Here is a 16400-nt window from a genome sequence, read left to right as displayed (position 1 = left end):
AATGTAAGTTACTTGACTGAAGCCTTTAGCTTGGAACCTGCAGATACCTTTACGGTGTTTGAGGCTGCAATCTGGATTGTTGCACCAGTCTGTGGGTTACGGCCCGCACGTGCTGCACGGAAGCCCTTCTCTACTGATAGCCAACCTGGAATGGTCACTTTGGTGCCCTTCCTGATTTCCTTGGCAATAGTGTCAAACATTGCGTCAACAATGCGGTTTACGGCAGCCTGTGACTCGCCAGTGCTATCTGCGATTGCAGCTACTAGTTCGCTCTTGTTCATGTGGTCCTCCTGGACGATCTCTACGTGACTTGATGTCCGAATCAATCTAACGGCGGCCTAATGGCCTGGACCCTTTATTTCGAGACGGCGTGTTGCTATGGCTAAAAACTACCAGCTGGACTTGGTAATGCCTGGCAACTCGCCTCGGTGCGCCATATCGCGGAATCTGATGCGGGAAACGCCGAATTTGGCCAAAACTCCCCTGGATCTTCCGTCAATTGAGTCGCGGTTACGAAGTCTTACCGGGGAAGCGTTCCTTGGAAGCTTCTGAAGGCCTAAGCGAGCTTCCTCGCGCTGGGCATCGGTGGAATTAGGGTCTACCAGGGCCTTTTTTAGGGCTAGACGCTGCTCAGCGTAGCGCTCAACAACGATCTTGCGCTGTTCGTTACGGGCAATCTTGCTTTTCTTAGCCATTTTTAGCGCTCCTCGCGAAATTCGACGTGCTTGCGCACAACAGGGTCATACTTCTTCAAAGTGATGCGGTCTGGGTCATTTCGACGGTTCTTCTTGGTGACATAGGTGTATCCGGTGCCAGCAGTGGAACGCATCTTGATGATTGGACGGATGTCCTTTTCTTTGGCCATTTAGCTGTCCTTAGATCTTCTCGCCGCGGGCAAGGATTTCGCTGACCACAGACTCAATGCCGCGGGCATCGATGACCTTGATTCCGCGAGCGGATAGTTGCAAAGTTACGTTTCTTTTTAGGGAAGGAACGAAGTAAGTCTTCTTCTGAATGTTCGGGTTAAAGCGACGCTTGGTCTTGTTCTGAGCGTGCGAAACCGCGTGACCAAACTGTGGCTTGGTCTCAGTCACCTGGCAGTAAGCTGCCATTCGTTCCTCCTCGTGGGCAAAACAAGCGGAAAACCAAAAGAAGTTTGCTTGAAAGCCTTTATAAGATTTGCGGGTAAACCCTCGCAACTTTGCCAAGTCTAGGCTAGTTCTGGCCTACTTTGCAACTTTTTTCTGGCAGCTGGGGCAGTTGCCAAAGATGTCGATCACGTGGTTCGAATTGCTAAAGCCATGCTCCTTGGCCACCTGGTCCGCCCAGGCCTCGAGCTTCTTGGCTTCAATTTCCACGGTTTTGCCACAATTTCGACAAATCAGGTGGTGATGGTGCCCCTCACCGCAGGCTCGGTAGAGCATTTCCCCATCGCTGGACTGCAGCGAGTCGGCTTCGCCGACCGCCACGAGGTCACTAAGGGCCCGGTAGACCGTGGCCAGCCCAATGGCTGGACCACTGGTTTTTAGCACCTGATGAAGCTGCTGGGCTGAGCGAAAGCCTGATTCCTCAGCTAGGGCCTGCTTGACGGCTGATTTTTGCCAGGTGTTGCGCTTTAGGGTTTCAGCCATCTTGTTTCACCGCTTTCCAGGTTCTGGATTTTTCGATAAGTCTTGCAACTAAGTAAATCGCAAAAGACAAGGTTGTCACATACGGGCTAATTGGTAACCCACCACCTAGGGCCAAAAGTATTCCACCCACAACCGATACAACTGCGAAGCTCACGCTCAAAATAGGAACCAACAACGGTGAAGAAGTCAGCCTTAGCGCAGCGGCAGCTGGTGTTACCAGCAAGGTCATAACTAGCAGTGCTCCAACTACTTGAACAGAGGCCGCTACCGCCAAAGCTAGCAACAGCATGAAAACAATTCCCAGTGCTTTGGTTGGAACCGCTCTAGCTTCGGCAACTTCCAAATCTAGGCTGGCAAATGTAAGCGGTCGCCAGATAAACAACAGTGCGGCAACAACAACAAGGGATGTTGCAATTAACCAAAAAACCTGCGGATCGTCAACGGCAATGATCTGTCCAGTTAGCAATCCAAACTTGTTGGCCGCTCTTCCTTCGTAGAGAGCAAGTGCCAAGATTCCAATTCCAAGACCAAAAGGCATTAGCACGGCAATGATCGAATTTCGATCCTTCGCCCTAGATCCCATGATCGCAATAATCACCGCTGCAACAATCGAACCAAGAGTTGCACCCAAAGCAATGTTGAGTCCAAATAGCAGCGCAAGCGCTGCTCCAGCAAAAGAAAGCTCGCTGATTCCGTGCACCGCAAAAGACATATCGCGCGTCATTACGAAAACACCGATGAGTCCACCCATGAGTCCAAGTAGGGCACCGGCAATCAGGGAGTTCTGAACTAGCGGAATCAGCTGGTCGTAATCCGAGAAGTCAAACAATCTGTCCATTAGATCCACTTCTCATTCTCGTGATGATCGTGGTTCGAAGAACCCAAAACTGCAATGCGACCCTGGTTTCTAACCACGTCAACATCTCGTCCGTAAAGCTTTGATAAAACATCGGATCTTAAAACTTCATCCGGAGTTCCGATTTGGAAATTTCCATTTGCTAAATAGAGCACTCTGTCAATGTAATCAAGAACTGGATTCACATCGTGAGTAACAAACAAAACAGCTGCACCACTTAGCTGGCGCTGATTGTTTATGAGTTCTGCAACAACCGCCTGCTGTTTTAGATCAAGTGCACTAAGTGGCTCATCCGCCAAGATCAACTTCGGGCGATCAACCACGGCTTGAGCGACTCGAATGCGCTGTAGTTGTCCACCGGAGAGTTGACCGATTGGAGTGTTTGCAATATCGCTTGCTCCGACCATTTCTAAAACTTCTGCGACGCGCTTGTTGGTTTTCGAAGATGGAAGCGGCAAACCAAATTGGTGGCCATCCAATCCCATGCGCAACAGGTCTTTTGCTCTTAGCGGCACTCCGCTGTCTGCTTGTCGGTGCTGGGGGATGTAACCAACTTCTCTGGAGCCGTGACGAACGGGTTCACCAAATAGTTCTATGGATCCAGAAGTTAAAGCAAGCTGACCCAAGATTGCTTTAAGAAGCACTGTCTTTCCTGAAGCATTGGCACCAATTACGGCAATGAACTCACCCGGTTTCACCCTCAGGTTTAGATTGCTCCAAACGTTCTTTGCTGCAAAACCAAGGCTGGCGTTTTTGACCTGTAGTACGGACTCCGTTGAAGAAATTACTTTAGACCCGCCTCGATCGCTGAGATGTTCTGTTCCATCCATGCGAGATAGCTTAGGCCTTCAGGCAAAAGCTCGCTCACCTGAATAACTGCAACACCATTGGATTCAGCTAGTTCTACCAGTGCATCAATCTGAACCGATCCGGTCTGGATATTCACAACAAACAGGTCAACCGAATTTGTTGAAATTAGGTTCTGAATTTCCAGCAGATCTGCAGGAGAAACATCTAGCTCTTCCTCAATTGCTTGGGAAAAAGACTCCGGTGTGACGTTGGTAAGGCCCAGTTCAGCAAGCAAGTAATCGGCCACTGGCTCCGATGAAATTACCCTCGCGCCGGAAACAGAGCCAGCAACAGCAGCTGCCCTTTCCTCAAGGGATTCAATTCCAACTAGGAAATCTTCAAGGTTCGCTGTGTATTGCGCAGCGTTGTCGGGATCCAAAGTCTTTAGCTGATCAGCTAGTCGAGTTGCAAAATCCTCCACCATGTGGAAGTCGTACCAAACGTGTTCGTTACCGTGAGCGTGATCATGGTCGTCTTCTTCTGTAGCGTGGTCCTCTTCTTCTGCAGCGTGGTCCTCTTCTGTGGCGTGGTCTTCTTCTTCGCCTTCTTCAGGTAGGTAGGCGTAAACAATATTGCTGTTTCCAGCAGCCGTTGCAAGGGTGTCAATAAACGAGTCGTAGCCGCCACCGTTGGCAACAATCACATCGGCATCGTTCACAGCCAGTTGATCTCTGGCGGATGCCTCGTAGGAGTGTGGGTCCTGGGAGAAGCTATCGATGATCGAAACAACCTGAACCAGGTCCCCTCCTATTGATGAGGCGACATCGCCCCAGACGTTGGTGGAAGAAACAATGGTGAGCCCCGCAAAGGGCTCATCGGTGGCTTCTGTGGTCGAATCAGTGGCTGCACAGCCCGCTAGGAGAAGGACTGTGGCGGTTGCTAGGGCAAAGGATTTAGTTTTCATACCCAAACCATAGCACCTATTGATAATGATTGTCAATAGCGATTAGTCAAGCAATAAGGCTGGTTCCTCAATGACTGAAGCCACATCTTGAACAAATCTGGACGCAACATCTCCATCAACAACGCGGTGGTCAAAAGTGGCACCAATGGTTGTTACCTGGCGAATAACAATCTCGTTGTTCACAACCCAAGGCTTTGGGCGAATCGATCCGAGGGCAACGATTGCAACTTGGCCTGGGTTCAAGATAGGTGTTCCGGTGTCAACACCGAAGACACCAATGTTGGTGATGGTGATGGTTCCATCCTTCATGTCTTCTGGTGTGGTCTTTCCTTCTCGAGCTGTTGCTGCCAAAAGTTCTAATTGGCGAGCTAGTTCTAGCATCGACATGCGATCAGCATCTTTGATGTTTGGAACAATCAAGCCTCTTGGAGTTGCAGCTGCAACTCCAAAGTTCACGAAGTTGTGAACAATGATTTCTTTGTCTGTCCAGGTGGAGTTCACGGTTGGGTTTCGTCTAACCGCCCACATCATTGCCTTTGCCATAAGAAGCAACGGGGTAACTTTCACACCAGCAAAGTCAGTTGAGGCTTTCAATCTCTTTACGTACTCCATGGTCCTTGTTGCATCGACATCAACAAAGATCGAAACATGCGGTGCTGTGAAGGCAGACTGCACCATTGCTGTTGCTATTGCTTTTCTTACACCCTTCACAGGGATTCGCTCTTCGCGTTCTGATGGAATCGCAGGGGTAGTTAGATTTCTGAACACCGACGCTTGAGTTGCTGCGTTGACAACATCTTCGCGCGTGATTTCACCAGCTGGCCCAGTGGCAGCAACTTTAGAAAGATCCACGTTTAAATCCTTAGCAAGTTTTCGAATTGGTGGCTTTGCAATTACATCACCGCTCAGCGCCGATGGAATTGCAGAGCTTGCACTGGGGACAGCTGCTGAAACTGCAGCAGCGCCCAAAGAGCCAGAGCGCTTGCGTCTAGTTCCCGCGTGGCCGGCAGAGCCATAACCAACCAGATTTGGTTTTGTTTCATCGGAGGCTACTGATGAGGCAACATCAGCGACTGCCTCATGCATGGTGTCAGACTCGGTAACAATCGGAATCGAACTTGTTGCGGGTCCCGCCATCAGGATGTTTCCTTCGGCTTGGACCGAAATGATTGGGCTTCCAACCAAAACAGTGTCGCCTTCTTTGGCAAAAAGCTTGTCGATTGTTCCTGCGAACGGGCAAGGTAGCTCAACTATTGATTTGGCAGTTTCGATTTCACAAATCACTTGGTTTACGGTTACTTGGTCGCCAGCAGATACTTTCCAAGAAACAATCTCGGCTTCGGTTAGTCCTTCGCCAACATCGGGCAAGTTGAATACTGCAAGTGACATCTTCTTACCCTTTCTTAGTAGGCGAGCGAGCGATCTACTGCTTCTAGAATCCGATCAGCGTCGGGCAGAAACAGTTCTTCAAGTTTGGCAGGTGGATAGGGAACATCGAAACTACCAACCCTAAGAACCGGTGCCTCTAGGTTATAAAAGGCCAATTCAGCCACCTTGGCAGCAACTTCAGCTGCCACTGAGTATGAAGTCGAAGCTTCCGACGCAATCACCAGGCGACCGGTTTTCTTTACTGAGTTCAAGATGGTTGGAAAATCAATTGGAGAAACTGATCGAAGGTCAATCACCTCAAGACTGATTCCTTCTGCGCTAGCTAAATCTGCCGCCTGCAGGGCAGTCACAACCATAGGTCCGTAACTAACTAGTGTGACTTGGGTTCCCTCGCGCAAAACTTTTGCCTGATGCATTGAAGCAGGTGGTGCATCTAGATTCACAGTTCCTTTAAGCCAATAACGTCTTTTTGGTTCAAAGAAGATCACAGGATCATTTGATTCGATTGCCTGCTGAATCATCCAGTAAGCGTCATTTGGGTTTGATGGGTTGATGACCCGAAGTCCTGGGGTGTGAGCAAAGTAAGCCTCCGGTGATTCGCTGTGATGCTCAACTGCACCAATTCCTCCACCGTAAGGAATTCGAATAACAACCGGCATGCTCAGATGACCTTCGGATCTATTGGTGAGCTTCGCGAGCTGAGAAACAATCTGATCAAACGCCGGATACACGAAACCATCAAACTGAATTTCTGCAATTGACCGATAGCCGCGCATAGCAAGACCAATTGCAGTTCCAACAATTCCTGACTCGGCAATTGGAGAGTTGAAAACTCTCTTGTTGCCAAACTCTGCGAGTAACCCTTCAGTGACTCTAAAAACTCCGCCGAGTTCTGCAACGTCTTCTCCAAAGACCAGAACTTTAGAGTTGTTCTGCATTTGCTTTTGAATGCCTGCGTTGATTGCCTTGGCGATTGTCATCTCCGCTGTGTTGGTCATTTGTCACCCTCTTCGAAAGAGCCTTCGTAGTTTTCAAGCCAGGCTTGCTGCTCTTGAACTAGCGGGTGCGGGTCGGTATAGACGTGCTTGAAGATGTTCTCTAAAGGAGGGTTAGGCATCGCAAAGGTAGCCTCGCGAATTTGAGTTGCCAGCTCATCGCCTGCTTGAGCTACCTCTTGGAAGAAGTCGTCGCCAACGCCTTGGCGACGCAAAAACTTCTCAAAGCGGGTAATTGGGTCTCTTGCGATCCAATAGTCCGTTTCTTCCTGAGGGCGGTACTTAGAAGGATCATCGCTGGTGGTGTGTGCTCCGACTCGGTAGGTCAGCGCCTCGATAAGTGATGGGCCAAGACCGTTTCTGGCATCGTCCATGTGTTTTGCAGTTACCGCGTAACAAGCCAAAACGTCATTGCCATCTACTTGGATTCCAGGAACACCGAATCCCTCACCTCGAAGATATAAAGGAACTACTGTCTGGGCCGACACCGGAGAGCTAATAGCCCACTGATTGTTCTGGCAGAAGAAAACAAGTGGCGATTTGTTTACCGCTGCAAACAATAGCGCTTCGCTCACGTCACCCTCGGCGGTTGCGCCATCTCCAAAATAAGTAATTACTGCTTGGTCAACTTCCGGGTCACCGGTTCCGACATTGCCATCAAAGTTGACACCCATGGCATAACCTGCAGCGTGCAGCACCTGGGTTCCTAAAACAATTGCATAAAGATGAAATCTGGTTTCTTCAGGATTCCAACCACCGTGATTCACACCGCGCATCATTTTGATAATCGACATCAAATCGATGCCGTGGGTTATTGCCACCCCATGCTCTCGATAGCTTGGGAACATGTGATCGTTCTTGCCTACCGCGTAGCCTGATCCGATTTGGGCAGCTTCTTGGCCGACGGCTGGAACCCAAAGCCCCATTTGGCCTTGGCGCTGTAATGCGGTGCACTCATTATCAAAGCGGCGGATTCTTGCCATGTCGCGATAGAACTTCAGGAAATCATCAAGGGTGAGCTTTTCAATGTATTTGCCATAGTGTGCGTATTCGCTGGGCACCTCAAAAACGCCATCCGGAGACAGCATCTGAACTTGCGGCACGCGGCCCGCCGAGGTAGTCACAGGCTCTAATTTAGCTCTAATGCTGGGACAATAGAAAAATGATTCGTTTCTTTGTCTCCACCTCAATAAACGCCCTAGCTCTATGGGTTGCAACGATCCTTATTCCAGCCATAACTCTCACTCCTTACGGTGGTGAAGGGCTCTGGCAGACAATTGGTTCCTTCTTACTTGTTGGAGCAATCTTTGGTTTAGTGAACGCGATAATTGCACCAATTATTAAGGTGCTTGCGTTCCCGCTATACATTCTTACTTTTGGTCTGATCTCATTTGTAATCAATGGAGCACTGCTTTTGTTTGTTGCGTGGCTTTCATCTCAAATTGGATCCGACATCTTCACCATCGATGGCTTCACCTCTGAGGGTCTAACGGTTGAGTCAATGGGTTGGGCAATCTTGGGAGCGGCAATCATTTCGATAGCTTCCTTGATTGGTCGCTGGGTTTTCAAGATTCTTAAGATTCTCTAGCAATAACAAAGTCCATAGCTTTTCCAACAGGTAATCCGCGCACCTGAGACAGTAACTGCTCTTTGATGTTAACGATTCCTTTAGAGGTTGAGCTATCCACTTCTTCAGTTGTGTTCTTGTAACTTCTCAAAGAATGGGAATGTATCGGGGCATCTGATTCCGACGCCAGGGAAGTGCGTTGAATAGTCACCCAATTTTTGGTTAGTGGATTCACTCTTCCGGAAGCATTTGGGATTGGGTCATTCACGTGTTCGATCGCCATCACCGGAAGCTTGGTGAGTTTTAGTTGCGCTATCGGGGCACCAATAGTTACCAAACCTGCAGCGACATAACCGACAGGGTGCATAGCAAGGTTGCCCGCCACCATCCCACCTTGTGAATGACCAACAAATATCACTTCGTCATTTGAACTAATGCCGGCTTGGGTCATGGCCTCCAACACTGCCCGCTCGCTAGCTGCCAAGCCGCTACCCTGCATTGCCAAAATGTTGGACTGCAGATCAAACGGATTCGATCCATCTCCAAGGCCTAGGGTTTGTGTGCCGGGAATGTAAACAATGGCGGTTCTTTGATCTGCTGTTTGGAAGAAGTCGATGCCAACGGTAGGTTGCGATTTTGATGACACCTGCGATAAACGATCTATTAGCTGCGTAATTGAGTCTGGGGGATTTGTGGCGACGGTTCTCGTTTTGGTTGCAGAAACCGCGTGGTCTAATTTCCAGCCAAGAGTTGTGGCGATGTTAGTGGTGACTTCCGCAAGGGTTGGAACAAAGTTAATTTCAAATCGCCTGTGGATCTGAGCTTCTGTCGAAAAATACTGTTCAGATGCCAGCAGACAGCTTTCGTGCAATCGCTCTAGTTTGTCAAGGATATTCACTGTTGCCATTCGATACTGCAACTGATGAAGTGGGTCAGATAGGAGCGATTCAATTGGACCAAAATCTGCCAGCTGTTCGGCTGCAAGTTTTATCTCGAAGGCAACGCGATGTATTTCTTCCCTCGTTGCCACGATGTCTGGGTTTCCCCCGTAGCTATCAATAGTCACCAGCTCAGGGATTGCCCTAAGGCAATTAGTTCAGACTCTAAAGCTGCAAGCTGACCTGTCAGCACTATGGCAGCTGATCCGCACCAAAATCCTGGCTCAGGTTTAGCAAGCCTTATTCGATAAAGGCTTTGCTGAATCTGAAACTGAATCTGGTCCACGCAAATACTTTGCGCTGTTTCGTTAGTTTTTTGGAACAATATTTGCGAATTGTTGAAAGCTGACAGGCTATAACTGCCTTCGATGCGACAGAATAGTTTGGTGAGCCTTTCTTCGCAGCCAATTAGCCCGCTAGACGGTCGTTACGCATCGGCTGTGGCCGAGCTTTCGCTCTTGCTTTCCGAGGCTGGTCTAAACCGAGCCAGGATACAAGTTGAAATCGAATGGCTATTGCTTCTTGCAAACTCCGAGATCTTTGGTCGTGACCGGTATGTAACCGAAGAGCAAGCCAAGGCTCTAAGAAAAGCTTTCGAGGACTTCAGCGACGAAGATGTTGCAGCTCTAGCCGCGATCGAAGCGACAACCAGACATGATGTCAAAGCTGTTGAATACTTTGTCAGAGACAAGCTCACAAAACTAGGCCGCGAAGACCTGTACGAGCTAACTCACTTCGCAGCTACCAGCGAAGACATCAATAATCTTTCTTACGCTTTGACCATAAAGGAAGCCGTGCATACTGTCTGGCTACCAAAAGCCAAAGCTTTGGTTCAAGAGCTGTCTCAACTAGCCAAGTCATCGGCTGGCGTTGCAATGCTTTCTAGAACACATGGCCAACCAGCAACGCCAACCACCATGGGTAAAGAAATGGCTGTTTTTGTGCACAGACTCCAAAGACAAATTGCCCGCATTGAGAAGACCAGTTACCTCGGTAAGTTCTCGGGAGCAACCGGAACATATTCTGCTCACATGGTTGCTGTTCCTAATTTTGACTGGCAGGAGTTTTCCAAAAAGTTTGTCGAATCCCTCGGTCTTGAATTCAACCCGCTAACCACACAGATTGAATCTCACGACTGGCAAGCAGAGCTCTACCAATGCGTTTCTCACTTCAACAGAATCTTGCACAACTTAGCCACCGACATCTGGAGTTACATCTCTATTGGCTACTTCACCCAGATTCCAGTTAAGGGAGCGACCGGTTCTTCGACCATGCCTCACAAAATAAACCCAATCAGGTTCGAAAACGCAGAGGCCAACTTGGAGCTATCCAATGCCGTACTGGACAACCTGGCCCAGACTTTGGTCACCTCAAGGATGCAAAGAGATTTGTCCGACTCCTCTGCCCAAAGAAACATTGGGGTTGGCTTTGGTCACTCACTAGTTGCAATAGATAACATTCACAAAGGGCTGGGGGAGATCAAGGTCGCTGATGCGGCAATCGCTGCCGACTTGGCAGATAACTGGGAAGTCTTGGCAGAGGCAATCCAAACTGTTATTCGCACGGATGTTGCAAGCGGTAAGTCAGAGATCAGTAACCCCTACGAACTTCTCAAAGACCTGAGTCGCGGTAAAAGGCTTACTCGTGAAGACCTGGCTGATTTTGTTTTGAAGTTAGACATACCTCAGGCATCAAAAGATAGATTGCTTTCCTTATCCCCGAAGGATTACACGGGACTTGCTAAGAAATTAGCTGAGTCGATCAAATAGAACTTTTTTATTATCGATAGGAGCGCTTTGAGGCGAATAGCAATTTATGGTGCCGGCGGCCACGCAAAAAGCGCTCTTGAGGTATGTAGAGACGAGGGATGCGAGGTCGTGGCTGTGATTGAAGACAATCCGTCTCAGAACACTTTTTGTGGATTTGATGTCTTAAGTTCAATCCCTGATGATTTTCTCCAGCGAGGGATCGAGATTCATTTTGCAATAGGACACAACGCGCAACGAAAAGAGTTGGTTGGTCGCACACTTAAGGCATCGGATTATGGCCTGTTGGCAACCCTGATTCACTCGTCAGCTGTGGTTTCAAAGATGTCTGTCGTTAGACCCGGGACCTTGATAATGCCCAACGCTTACGTTGGTCCTAGCGCAGAATTAGGAATCTGTTCGATTGTGAATACTGGTTCGATAGTGGAGCATGATTCAGTTATTGGTGATTTCTCTTCTCTTGGCCCAGGTGCCACACTTGCAGGAAACGTTCGTGTAGGAGATTTAACAATGATTGGGATGGGGGCATCTGTATTGGAGAAAGTATCAATCGGGTCGATGTCAACAGTCGGAGCCAATAGCCTTGTGACTAGAGACATCCCAGAAAACACGGTTGGCTACGGCGTCCCTTTCAGAAGAAAAGATTCCTAGTCAGTTGAGTGATCTTGGCTCTCTGGGTTAAGGCCAATTCTGATTCTTAACGACCCCGCCGAGTCGAATCCATTCACCAACCAATCGTGTTTCGTTATCTGTGAATTTCTCATTGCACGTGAGGGTTCAAGCAATCTGCTTCAAGATCTAATCAGAACTTCTACTTCATCAGCGGAGAATTTGGATCGTTGTTTTGCTCCGGGACCATAAGTGCCAGAGTTGCTATTCCAACCAAAGAAACAATAAAAGCCACTCCAGCCGCAATTAGCGCCATGTCAACTTTTCTCACTCCAAAAAAGACCAACACTCCAACGAACGCTGCCGCTACTGCAGACAGGGTCAAAAAGGTTGTAGCGGTTAATTTCTTGGGCATAGAACCAGCCTAAAGCTATTTTTGCGGGGTTAGAGCAGCGATACCTAAATGCACACCGCAGATAACTAGATACGCTCCAAAGAAACCAACAGCGCTAACGATATCTAGTGGTGCAATCAGAAAAAGCAATCCAATGGCTAGGCCAAGAACTGCAGTGATTAAGCCGTCTTTGCCCGCACGAGTTCTAAAGCCACTTCGATTCGCAAGATAAAGCTCGATTGCGCCAGAAACAACTGCCCAACCGGACACCAAGTAGACAAACACTAACGCTTGAGCCGTTGAATCGCTTTGGGGGATAAGCACTGCAAACAAACCAACGGCCAAGGAGATAAGAGTCAAAGGAAGTGACTCGACCGATAAGTAGTTTCTTTTGTCCCAGATGGTTGCCGCTATGTTGGCCACCGCTAACCCAATGCCAAAAACAGCTAATGCAAACAATCCCGTTGCCGCGGAGTGCGACTGAGTAAAAGTAATAAAAAGTCCAACAGCAACAAAAATTACTGCCCTTACGCCAAGAACTTTCTGCAAGATGAGATTCTTGCTAGTTCTTCATGTTTACAAAGCGTGAGTAGTTACCCTGGAAGGCAACAACGACTGTTCCGGTAGGACCCGAGCGCTGCTTGGCCAGAATAAGGTCTGCTTCTCCCGCTCTTGGGTGATCGGTGTCACCTGCTGCTTCACGGTGGAGCAAAACAACAACGTCAGCGTCTTGTTCCAGCGATCCGGATTCACGCAGGTGAGAAAGTTCTGGCTTCTTATCCTTTGTCTGCTCCGCTTGACGGTTCAGCTGCGATAGAGCAACTACTGGAATACCTAGTTCTTTCGAAAGCAGCTTCAGTGCACGAGAGAACTCACTAACTTCTTGCTGTCTGGATTCAACTTTCTTTCCAGAGGTAAGTAGCTGCAAGTAGTCGATGATCACCATCTTCAACCCAACTCGCCCTGCAAGTCTTCGACACTTCGCACGAATTTCGGCAAGAGTCATGTTTGGTGAATCGTCAATGTAAAGGGGCGCGTCGTTGATGTTTCCGCGGACCTGTGCCAACTTGGTCCAGTCGCTGTCTGCGATGTTTCCTTTACGCATCGACTGCAATGGAATCATCGATTCAGCTGAAAGCATTCTCATAGCGATTTCGGCTCGACCCATTTCGAGCGAGAAGAAAAGCGTTGGCTTATCTGACTTGATAGCCGCGTTGCGAGCCAGGTCAAGAGCGAATGTTGACTTACCCATCGCAGGTCGAGCGGCAACAATAATTAGTTGACCTGGGTGTAAACCATTTGTCAAAGCATCAAGTTCTGTAAAACCAGTTGGGACACCAACTAGATCTCCATCTTTTGCAGATGCTGCTTCAATTTCGGCAATGGCTGCTTCTATGGAGTCATTGAGTGCAACGTAATCTTCGCTAGAGCCAGTGCGAGTAACGGCATAAACATCTTCTTGCGCTTGGTTTACAAGTGACTCGACTTCACCCTCGTTGGCATATCCAAGCTGTGCGATTCTTGTTCCTACTTCAACCAGTCTTCGTAGCGTTGCTTTTTCCTCAACAATTTTTGCGTAGAAGGCTGCGTTCGCTGCAGTTGGAACGGTGCTAGTAAGTGTGTGAAGGTAGTCAGCACCACCTGCGCGCACCAGGGTTCCGGTTTTTACTAATTGATCAGTAACGGTAATGACGTCAGTAGGTTCACCCATTCCGTAAAGAGTAAGTAGCGCATCAAAAACAATTTGGTGTTTTGGTGCGTAGAAATCATTTCCGCGGATATGTTCAAAAACTTCCGCTACTGCTTCCTGGGAAAGAAGCATGGCACCCAAGGTGCTTTGCTCTGCAAGAAGATCGTGCGGTAAGACTCGGTCAGTTGAGCGCCCGGGTTCAACCGGAAGTACTGGCGCCAATGACATTTATTGCTCCTGACTAGAAAATTAGTTTTTGGGTTGAGTGCATACTGACTTGTCTAGCATCCACCACTGACAACTATGGATAAAGCCAAGGTGTGTATAAAGCTGTGGATAAACCTGGGGAAACACTCTAATAACTACCTGTTCCCTGTGGAGATAGCTGTGAATAGATTCCGAGCCATCTTTACGCTCATCCAGTGTTTGCTTGATTCTTTGTTGTGGATAACAATAACTCCGAAACCCTTAACTCGTGGCTCAATGTTAGGGTTTTTCTCTGGGGTGGGAGAGATTAAATGGTCAGCTGAGTGAATATGGCTCAGTCAATAACATCACTCAGGATTGCATGAATTCTACTTACCACTTCAGCTTCGATGTTTTTGTTAAATGGTAAACCTAGACTCTTGCTTGCAATTTCGATTGTTTTATCCAGGGAATTTAGGATCGGTATTTCGGTAAAAGCGGGCATCACGTGACACCCGGATTGCCACCAGTTGCGAGTATCGAAACCGTTAGCATGCAGCAGCTTCACTGCTTCCTTTTTTTCATCTGCAGATTTAAAGTTGACAATCCAGTAAGGGCTGATCCAATCTTCGTTTGAGAAACTAGGATTGAGGCCCAAGTCATCAGCTGCAGAGTGAACTAGTTTTCTAGATTTTTTCCACATCTCCTTTTCGTTGTTCCAGATTGCTAACCTGTGCCTTCCAATAGCTCCATGTACTTCTGAGAGCTTGCCATTTGTAGCGCGAATCAAAGAATCTCGACCTCCGCCGGAGAAGCCAAAGTTTGTCCAAGCTCTAAAGTTTTGAGCAAGCTCAGGAGTGCTGAAAACTAAAATTGCCCCTTCCCCAATTCCAAGAATTTTTGTTGCGTGTAGTGAATAAACTGCAGCCCAAGGGACCTTTACTTCACTGGAAATCACGGGAGGTGCCGCTATAGATGCTGCAGCATCAATTACCAGGGAACTGAATACGTTCCATTCGCTACCAATTTCAATCTTGGACCCGAACGGTGAAGTGACTACTGCGCCATTTGCTGATTTGGACCCTTCAGGTTCAAGCATCCACGTAACTAGATCCACATCGCCAAAAATGACACTTGATGATGCGCTCCTTGCAGCGTGTCCTGTAGCAGCGAATGTCCATGACGGAATCAACCAAGATTCAGAATTGAGAGTCTCCATGGCTCCAATTAGCCCCACGGTGGCGTTGCAGCAAGACACAATGTTGGCGGCACCTACACCCAGCAATCTTGAATACTCATGCTCAAGCGCAGTAACTTGCGGGCCAAAATTACTGTAGGTCCCGCTATTTTGAATTTCTTCAAGATATTTGACTAGTTTGGCATCCAAGTTCAAATCGGTTTTCATAACGGGGTATTTCAATAGCCCATCTGGAATCGACATGGACGCCTCTCCGTTGCTCGTTTTATTTTGTCTTAGTTAATCTAATGCCCTTGTTCTTCCTGCCGAGGGCTTTACTTCTTTTCTTTCTCGGGAAATGAGGATTCTAATAATACGCTCATTGGGCGAACTCGCAGTTGATCATATATTCTCCAGATGTATGCACCTATAGTGCCCAAAGTTATAAGGATCAAGCCAGAAGTTATTAGTAAAACAACCATTATTGGAGCCCAGCCGTCAAAAGGGGTTGCCTGATCAAACCATGCAAAGACTATGACAATTGCATAAATCAATCCAAACAATGCCGATAAAACTCCGATTCTCGACATGAATTTTATAGGTCCGTAAGAAGAATCAAGAACTAAATCAACAAAGTAGCTCAATCTTCGCCTAAATGAGTACCCGGACTTACCGAATGTTCTTTTAGCTCGCGAATACGGGATGAAGCTTGTTGGAAACCCTAGCCACAGAAGGTCACCCTGAATAAATCGAAATCTTCCTTGGAAATTTAGAATCTGGGTTAGCACCCTCCTACTCATCAGGAAGTAATCAAATCCCCCTTTTGGAATTCCCTTAACAACCCTTCGGGCGTAGGCGTAAGCTATACGACTCGTAAGAGCAGCAAAGCGACCATCAGACCTTTCAAGCCTGTTGGCAATAACAACGTCGTCGCCAGATAGCCACTTGTCAACCATGTCGCCAATTAATTCTGTGGGATCTTGTAAGTCTGCAGAAATGCTTACAACTGCATCCCCTTGTGCTAGACCAAACCCCGAGACCATAGCACTCACCTGTCCAAAGTTTCGAGTAAGCCTATGTGAAGAAATGTGACTGGGGTCTTTACTTTTTATATGCGAAATTACATCCCATGAGTTGTCATCTGATCCGTCGTCTACAAAAACGATTTCAAGCTCTAGTTGAGGAAACCGCCTTAATGCGACTTTAGTGATTTCTTCATACAGCTGAACGAGGGAATCTGCGTTTCGAAATACAGCCACCACAACAGAAACCAAAGGAGTTTTGTTCTTGATTATTTCCGTAGGAAGAGTTTTGTTCATGGTCATTAATCCTTAATCGCTTGTGCCGCCGCGGCCCTGGCTTGTCCATGATGGTTAAGTGTCACGAAATTCTTGTTGTTAGTTGAAATATAATCTTGGGGGTGCATGCCCCCGGCGCCGGCGCACATAA

Annotated in this window: 20 protein-coding genes; 3 read left to right on the top strand and 17 right to left on the bottom strand. The window is 48.0% G+C overall.

Annotation, left to right across the window (positions count from 1 at the left end; translation table 11 throughout):
* Positions 1 to 8: 8 nt before the first annotated feature.
* The 11 genes from AC9UFE_RS02900 to AC9UFE_RS02850 all read right to left on the bottom strand — a co-directional run bounded on the left by AC9UFE_RS02900 (position 9) and on the right by AC9UFE_RS02850 (position 7712).
* Positions 9 to 281 carry an HU family DNA-binding protein gene (locus AC9UFE_RS02900; protein ID WP_509522842.1) on the bottom strand — a complete coding sequence of 91 codons (273 nt, stop codon included), beginning with the start codon at positions 279 to 281 and terminating at the stop codon, positions 9 to 11.
* A gap of 108 nt (positions 282 to 389) precedes the next feature.
* Positions 390 to 695, bottom strand: coding sequence for a 30S ribosomal protein S14 (gene rpsN, locus AC9UFE_RS02895; protein WP_509522843.1), 306 nt, complete (start codon positions 693 to 695; stop codon positions 390 to 392).
* 2 nt (positions 696 to 697) lie between these two features.
* On the bottom strand, positions 698 to 865 hold the full coding sequence (gene rpmG / locus AC9UFE_RS02890; protein ID WP_509522844.1) for a 50S ribosomal protein L33: 168 nt from the start codon (positions 863 to 865) through the stop codon (positions 698 to 700).
* A gap of 10 nt (positions 866 to 875) precedes the next feature.
* Positions 876 to 1112, bottom strand: a complete 237-nt coding sequence (gene rpmB / locus AC9UFE_RS02885) for a 50S ribosomal protein L28 (RefSeq protein WP_509522845.1) — start codon at positions 1110 to 1112, stop codon at positions 876 to 878.
* 114 nt (positions 1113 to 1226) lie between these two features.
* A complete protein-coding gene (locus AC9UFE_RS02880) occupies positions 1227 to 1631 on the bottom strand; it encodes a Fur family transcriptional regulator (RefSeq protein WP_509545473.1) in 405 nt (134 codons plus the stop codon).
* Positions 1624 to 2469: a metal ABC transporter permease gene (locus AC9UFE_RS02875; protein WP_509545517.1), complete on the bottom strand. Its 846-nt coding sequence runs from the start codon at positions 2467 to 2469 to the stop codon at positions 1624 to 1626. The genes AC9UFE_RS02880 and AC9UFE_RS02875 overlap by 8 nt, the downstream gene beginning before the upstream one ends.
* Positions 2469 to 3317 carry a metal ABC transporter ATP-binding protein gene (locus AC9UFE_RS02870; protein ID WP_509545472.1) on the bottom strand — a complete coding sequence of 283 codons (849 nt, stop codon included), beginning with the start codon at positions 3315 to 3317 and terminating at the stop codon, positions 2469 to 2471. Before AC9UFE_RS02870 ends, AC9UFE_RS02875 begins: the two co-directional genes overlap by 1 nt.
* Positions 3272 to 4240 carry a metal ABC transporter solute-binding protein, Zn/Mn family gene (locus tag AC9UFE_RS02865; protein ID WP_509545471.1) on the bottom strand — a complete coding sequence of 323 codons (969 nt, stop codon included), beginning with the start codon at positions 4238 to 4240 and terminating at the stop codon, positions 3272 to 3274. The genes AC9UFE_RS02870 and AC9UFE_RS02865 overlap by 46 nt, the downstream gene beginning before the upstream one ends.
* Before the next feature lie 42 nt (positions 4241 to 4282).
* Positions 4283 to 5629, bottom strand: coding sequence for a dihydrolipoamide acetyltransferase family protein (locus AC9UFE_RS02860; protein ID WP_509545470.1), 1347 nt, complete (start codon positions 5627 to 5629; stop codon positions 4283 to 4285).
* Positions 5630 to 5643: 14 nt separating this feature from the next.
* Entirely contained in the window at positions 5644 to 6627 is a 984-nt protein-coding gene (locus tag AC9UFE_RS02855) for an alpha-ketoacid dehydrogenase subunit beta (RefSeq protein ID WP_509545469.1), read from the bottom strand.
* Positions 6624 to 7712: a thiamine pyrophosphate-dependent dehydrogenase E1 component subunit alpha gene (locus AC9UFE_RS02850; protein ID WP_509545515.1), complete on the bottom strand. Its 1089-nt coding sequence runs from the start codon at positions 7710 to 7712 to the stop codon at positions 6624 to 6626. The genes AC9UFE_RS02855 and AC9UFE_RS02850 overlap by 4 nt, the downstream gene beginning before the upstream one ends.
* A 74-nt stretch (positions 7713 to 7786) precedes the next feature.
* Between AC9UFE_RS02850 and AC9UFE_RS02845 the strand changes: the two genes are divergently transcribed.
* A complete protein-coding gene (locus tag AC9UFE_RS02845) occupies positions 7787 to 8212 on the top strand; it encodes a phage holin family protein (protein WP_509545468.1) in 426 nt (141 codons plus the stop codon).
* On the opposite strand, the gene AC9UFE_RS02840 is transcribed toward AC9UFE_RS02845, so the two are convergent.
* Positions 8199 to 9257: an alpha/beta hydrolase gene (locus AC9UFE_RS02840; RefSeq protein WP_509545467.1), complete on the bottom strand. Its 1059-nt coding sequence runs from the start codon at positions 9255 to 9257 to the stop codon at positions 8199 to 8201. The two genes, AC9UFE_RS02845 and AC9UFE_RS02840, sit on opposite strands and share 14 nt — an antisense overlap.
* 255 nt (positions 9258 to 9512) lie before the next feature.
* Between AC9UFE_RS02840 and purB the strand changes: the two genes are divergently transcribed.
* Both purB and AC9UFE_RS02830 read left to right on the top strand, forming a co-directional pair.
* Positions 9513 to 10898, top strand: a complete 1386-nt coding sequence (purB, locus tag AC9UFE_RS02835) for an adenylosuccinate lyase (RefSeq protein WP_509545513.1) — start codon at positions 9513 to 9515, stop codon at positions 10896 to 10898.
* Positions 10899 to 10925: 27 nt separating this feature from the next.
* Positions 10926 to 11546 carry an acetyltransferase gene (locus AC9UFE_RS02830; RefSeq protein WP_509545466.1) on the top strand — a complete coding sequence of 207 codons (621 nt, stop codon included), beginning with the start codon at positions 10926 to 10928 and terminating at the stop codon, positions 11544 to 11546.
* A gap of 160 nt (positions 11547 to 11706) precedes the next feature.
* Here AC9UFE_RS02830 and AC9UFE_RS02825 read toward each other — a convergent pair whose 3' ends face one another.
* The 5 genes from AC9UFE_RS02825 to AC9UFE_RS02805 all read right to left on the bottom strand — a co-directional run bounded on the left by AC9UFE_RS02825 (position 11707) and on the right by AC9UFE_RS02805 (position 16270).
* Complete coding sequence (locus AC9UFE_RS02825; RefSeq protein WP_509545465.1) at positions 11707 to 11919, bottom strand: hypothetical protein; 213 nt, start codon at positions 11917 to 11919, stop codon at positions 11707 to 11709.
* Positions 11920 to 11934: 15 nt separating this feature from the next.
* Entirely contained in the window at positions 11935 to 12447 is a 513-nt protein-coding gene (locus tag AC9UFE_RS02820; RefSeq protein WP_509545464.1) for a hypothetical protein, read from the bottom strand.
* A 13-nt stretch (positions 12448 to 12460) separates the two neighbouring features.
* Positions 12461 to 13816, bottom strand: coding sequence for a replicative DNA helicase (gene dnaB, locus AC9UFE_RS02815; RefSeq protein ID WP_509545463.1), 1356 nt, complete (start codon positions 13814 to 13816; stop codon positions 12461 to 12463).
* 313 nt (positions 13817 to 14129) lie between these two features.
* On the bottom strand, positions 14130 to 15215 hold the full coding sequence (locus AC9UFE_RS02810; protein ID WP_509545462.1) for a DegT/DnrJ/EryC1/StrS family aminotransferase: 1086 nt from the start codon (positions 15213 to 15215) through the stop codon (positions 14130 to 14132).
* A gap of 71 nt (positions 15216 to 15286) precedes the next feature.
* On the bottom strand, positions 15287 to 16270 hold the full coding sequence (locus AC9UFE_RS02805) for a glycosyltransferase family 2 protein (protein WP_509545461.1): 984 nt from the start codon (positions 16268 to 16270) through the stop codon (positions 15287 to 15289).
* Between the last annotated feature and the right edge of the window lie 130 nt (positions 16271 to 16400).

The organism is Rhodoluna sp. (assembly GCF_044239955.1).
GTDB lineage: Bacteria > Actinomycetota > Actinomycetes > Actinomycetales > Microbacteriaceae > Rhodoluna.
The sequence above is the reverse complement of the archived record's forward strand: the minus strand, read 5'-3'. Positions and strand labels throughout refer to the sequence as shown.

Coding starts and splice junctions, on each gene's coding strand:
- rpmB (WP_509522845.1), bottom strand. CDS start 1,112: ATGGCAGCTTACTGCCAGGTGACTGAGACCAAGCCACAGTTTGGTCAC.
- AC9UFE_RS02875 (WP_509545517.1), bottom strand. CDS start 2,469: ATGGACAGATTGTTTGACTTCTCGGATTACGACCAGCTGATTCCGCTA.
- AC9UFE_RS02850 (WP_509545515.1), bottom strand. CDS start 7,712: ATGCTGTCTCCGGATGGCGTTTTTGAGGTGCCCAGCGAATACGCACAC.
- AC9UFE_RS02810 (WP_509545462.1), bottom strand. CDS start 15,215: ATGTCGATTCCAGATGGGCTATTGAAATACCCCGTTATGAAAACCGAT.
- AC9UFE_RS02855 (WP_509545469.1), bottom strand. CDS start 6,627: ATGACCAACACAGCGGAGATGACAATCGCCAAGGCAATCAACGCAGGC.
- AC9UFE_RS02845 (WP_509545468.1), top strand. CDS start 7,787: ATGATTCGTTTCTTTGTCTCCACCTCAATAAACGCCCTAGCTCTATGG.
- AC9UFE_RS02900 (WP_509522842.1), bottom strand. CDS start 281: ATGAACAAGAGCGAACTAGTAGCTGCAATCGCAGATAGCACTGGCGAG.
- AC9UFE_RS02880 (WP_509545473.1), bottom strand. CDS start 1,631: ATGGCTGAAACCCTAAAGCGCAACACCTGGCAAAAATCAGCCGTCAAG.
- AC9UFE_RS02870 (WP_509545472.1), bottom strand. CDS start 3,317: ATGGATGGAACAGAACATCTCAGCGATCGAGGCGGGTCTAAAGTAATT.
- AC9UFE_RS02825 (WP_509545465.1), bottom strand. CDS start 11,919: ATGCCCAAGAAATTAACCGCTACAACCTTTTTGACCCTGTCTGCAGTA.
- rpmG (WP_509522844.1), bottom strand. CDS start 865: ATGGCCAAAGAAAAGGACATCCGTCCAATCATCAAGATGCGTTCCACT.
- AC9UFE_RS02805 (WP_509545461.1), bottom strand. CDS start 16,270: ATGAACAAAACTCTTCCTACGGAAATAATCAAGAACAAAACTCCTTTG.
- dnaB (WP_509545463.1), bottom strand. CDS start 13,816: ATGTCATTGGCGCCAGTACTTCCGGTTGAACCCGGGCGCTCAACTGAC.
- AC9UFE_RS02860 (WP_509545470.1), bottom strand. CDS start 5,629: ATGTCACTTGCAGTATTCAACTTGCCCGATGTTGGCGAAGGACTAACC.
- rpsN (WP_509522843.1), bottom strand. CDS start 695: ATGGCTAAGAAAAGCAAGATTGCCCGTAACGAACAGCGCAAGATCGTT.
- AC9UFE_RS02865 (WP_509545471.1), bottom strand. CDS start 4,240: ATGAAAACTAAATCCTTTGCCCTAGCAACCGCCACAGTCCTTCTCCTA.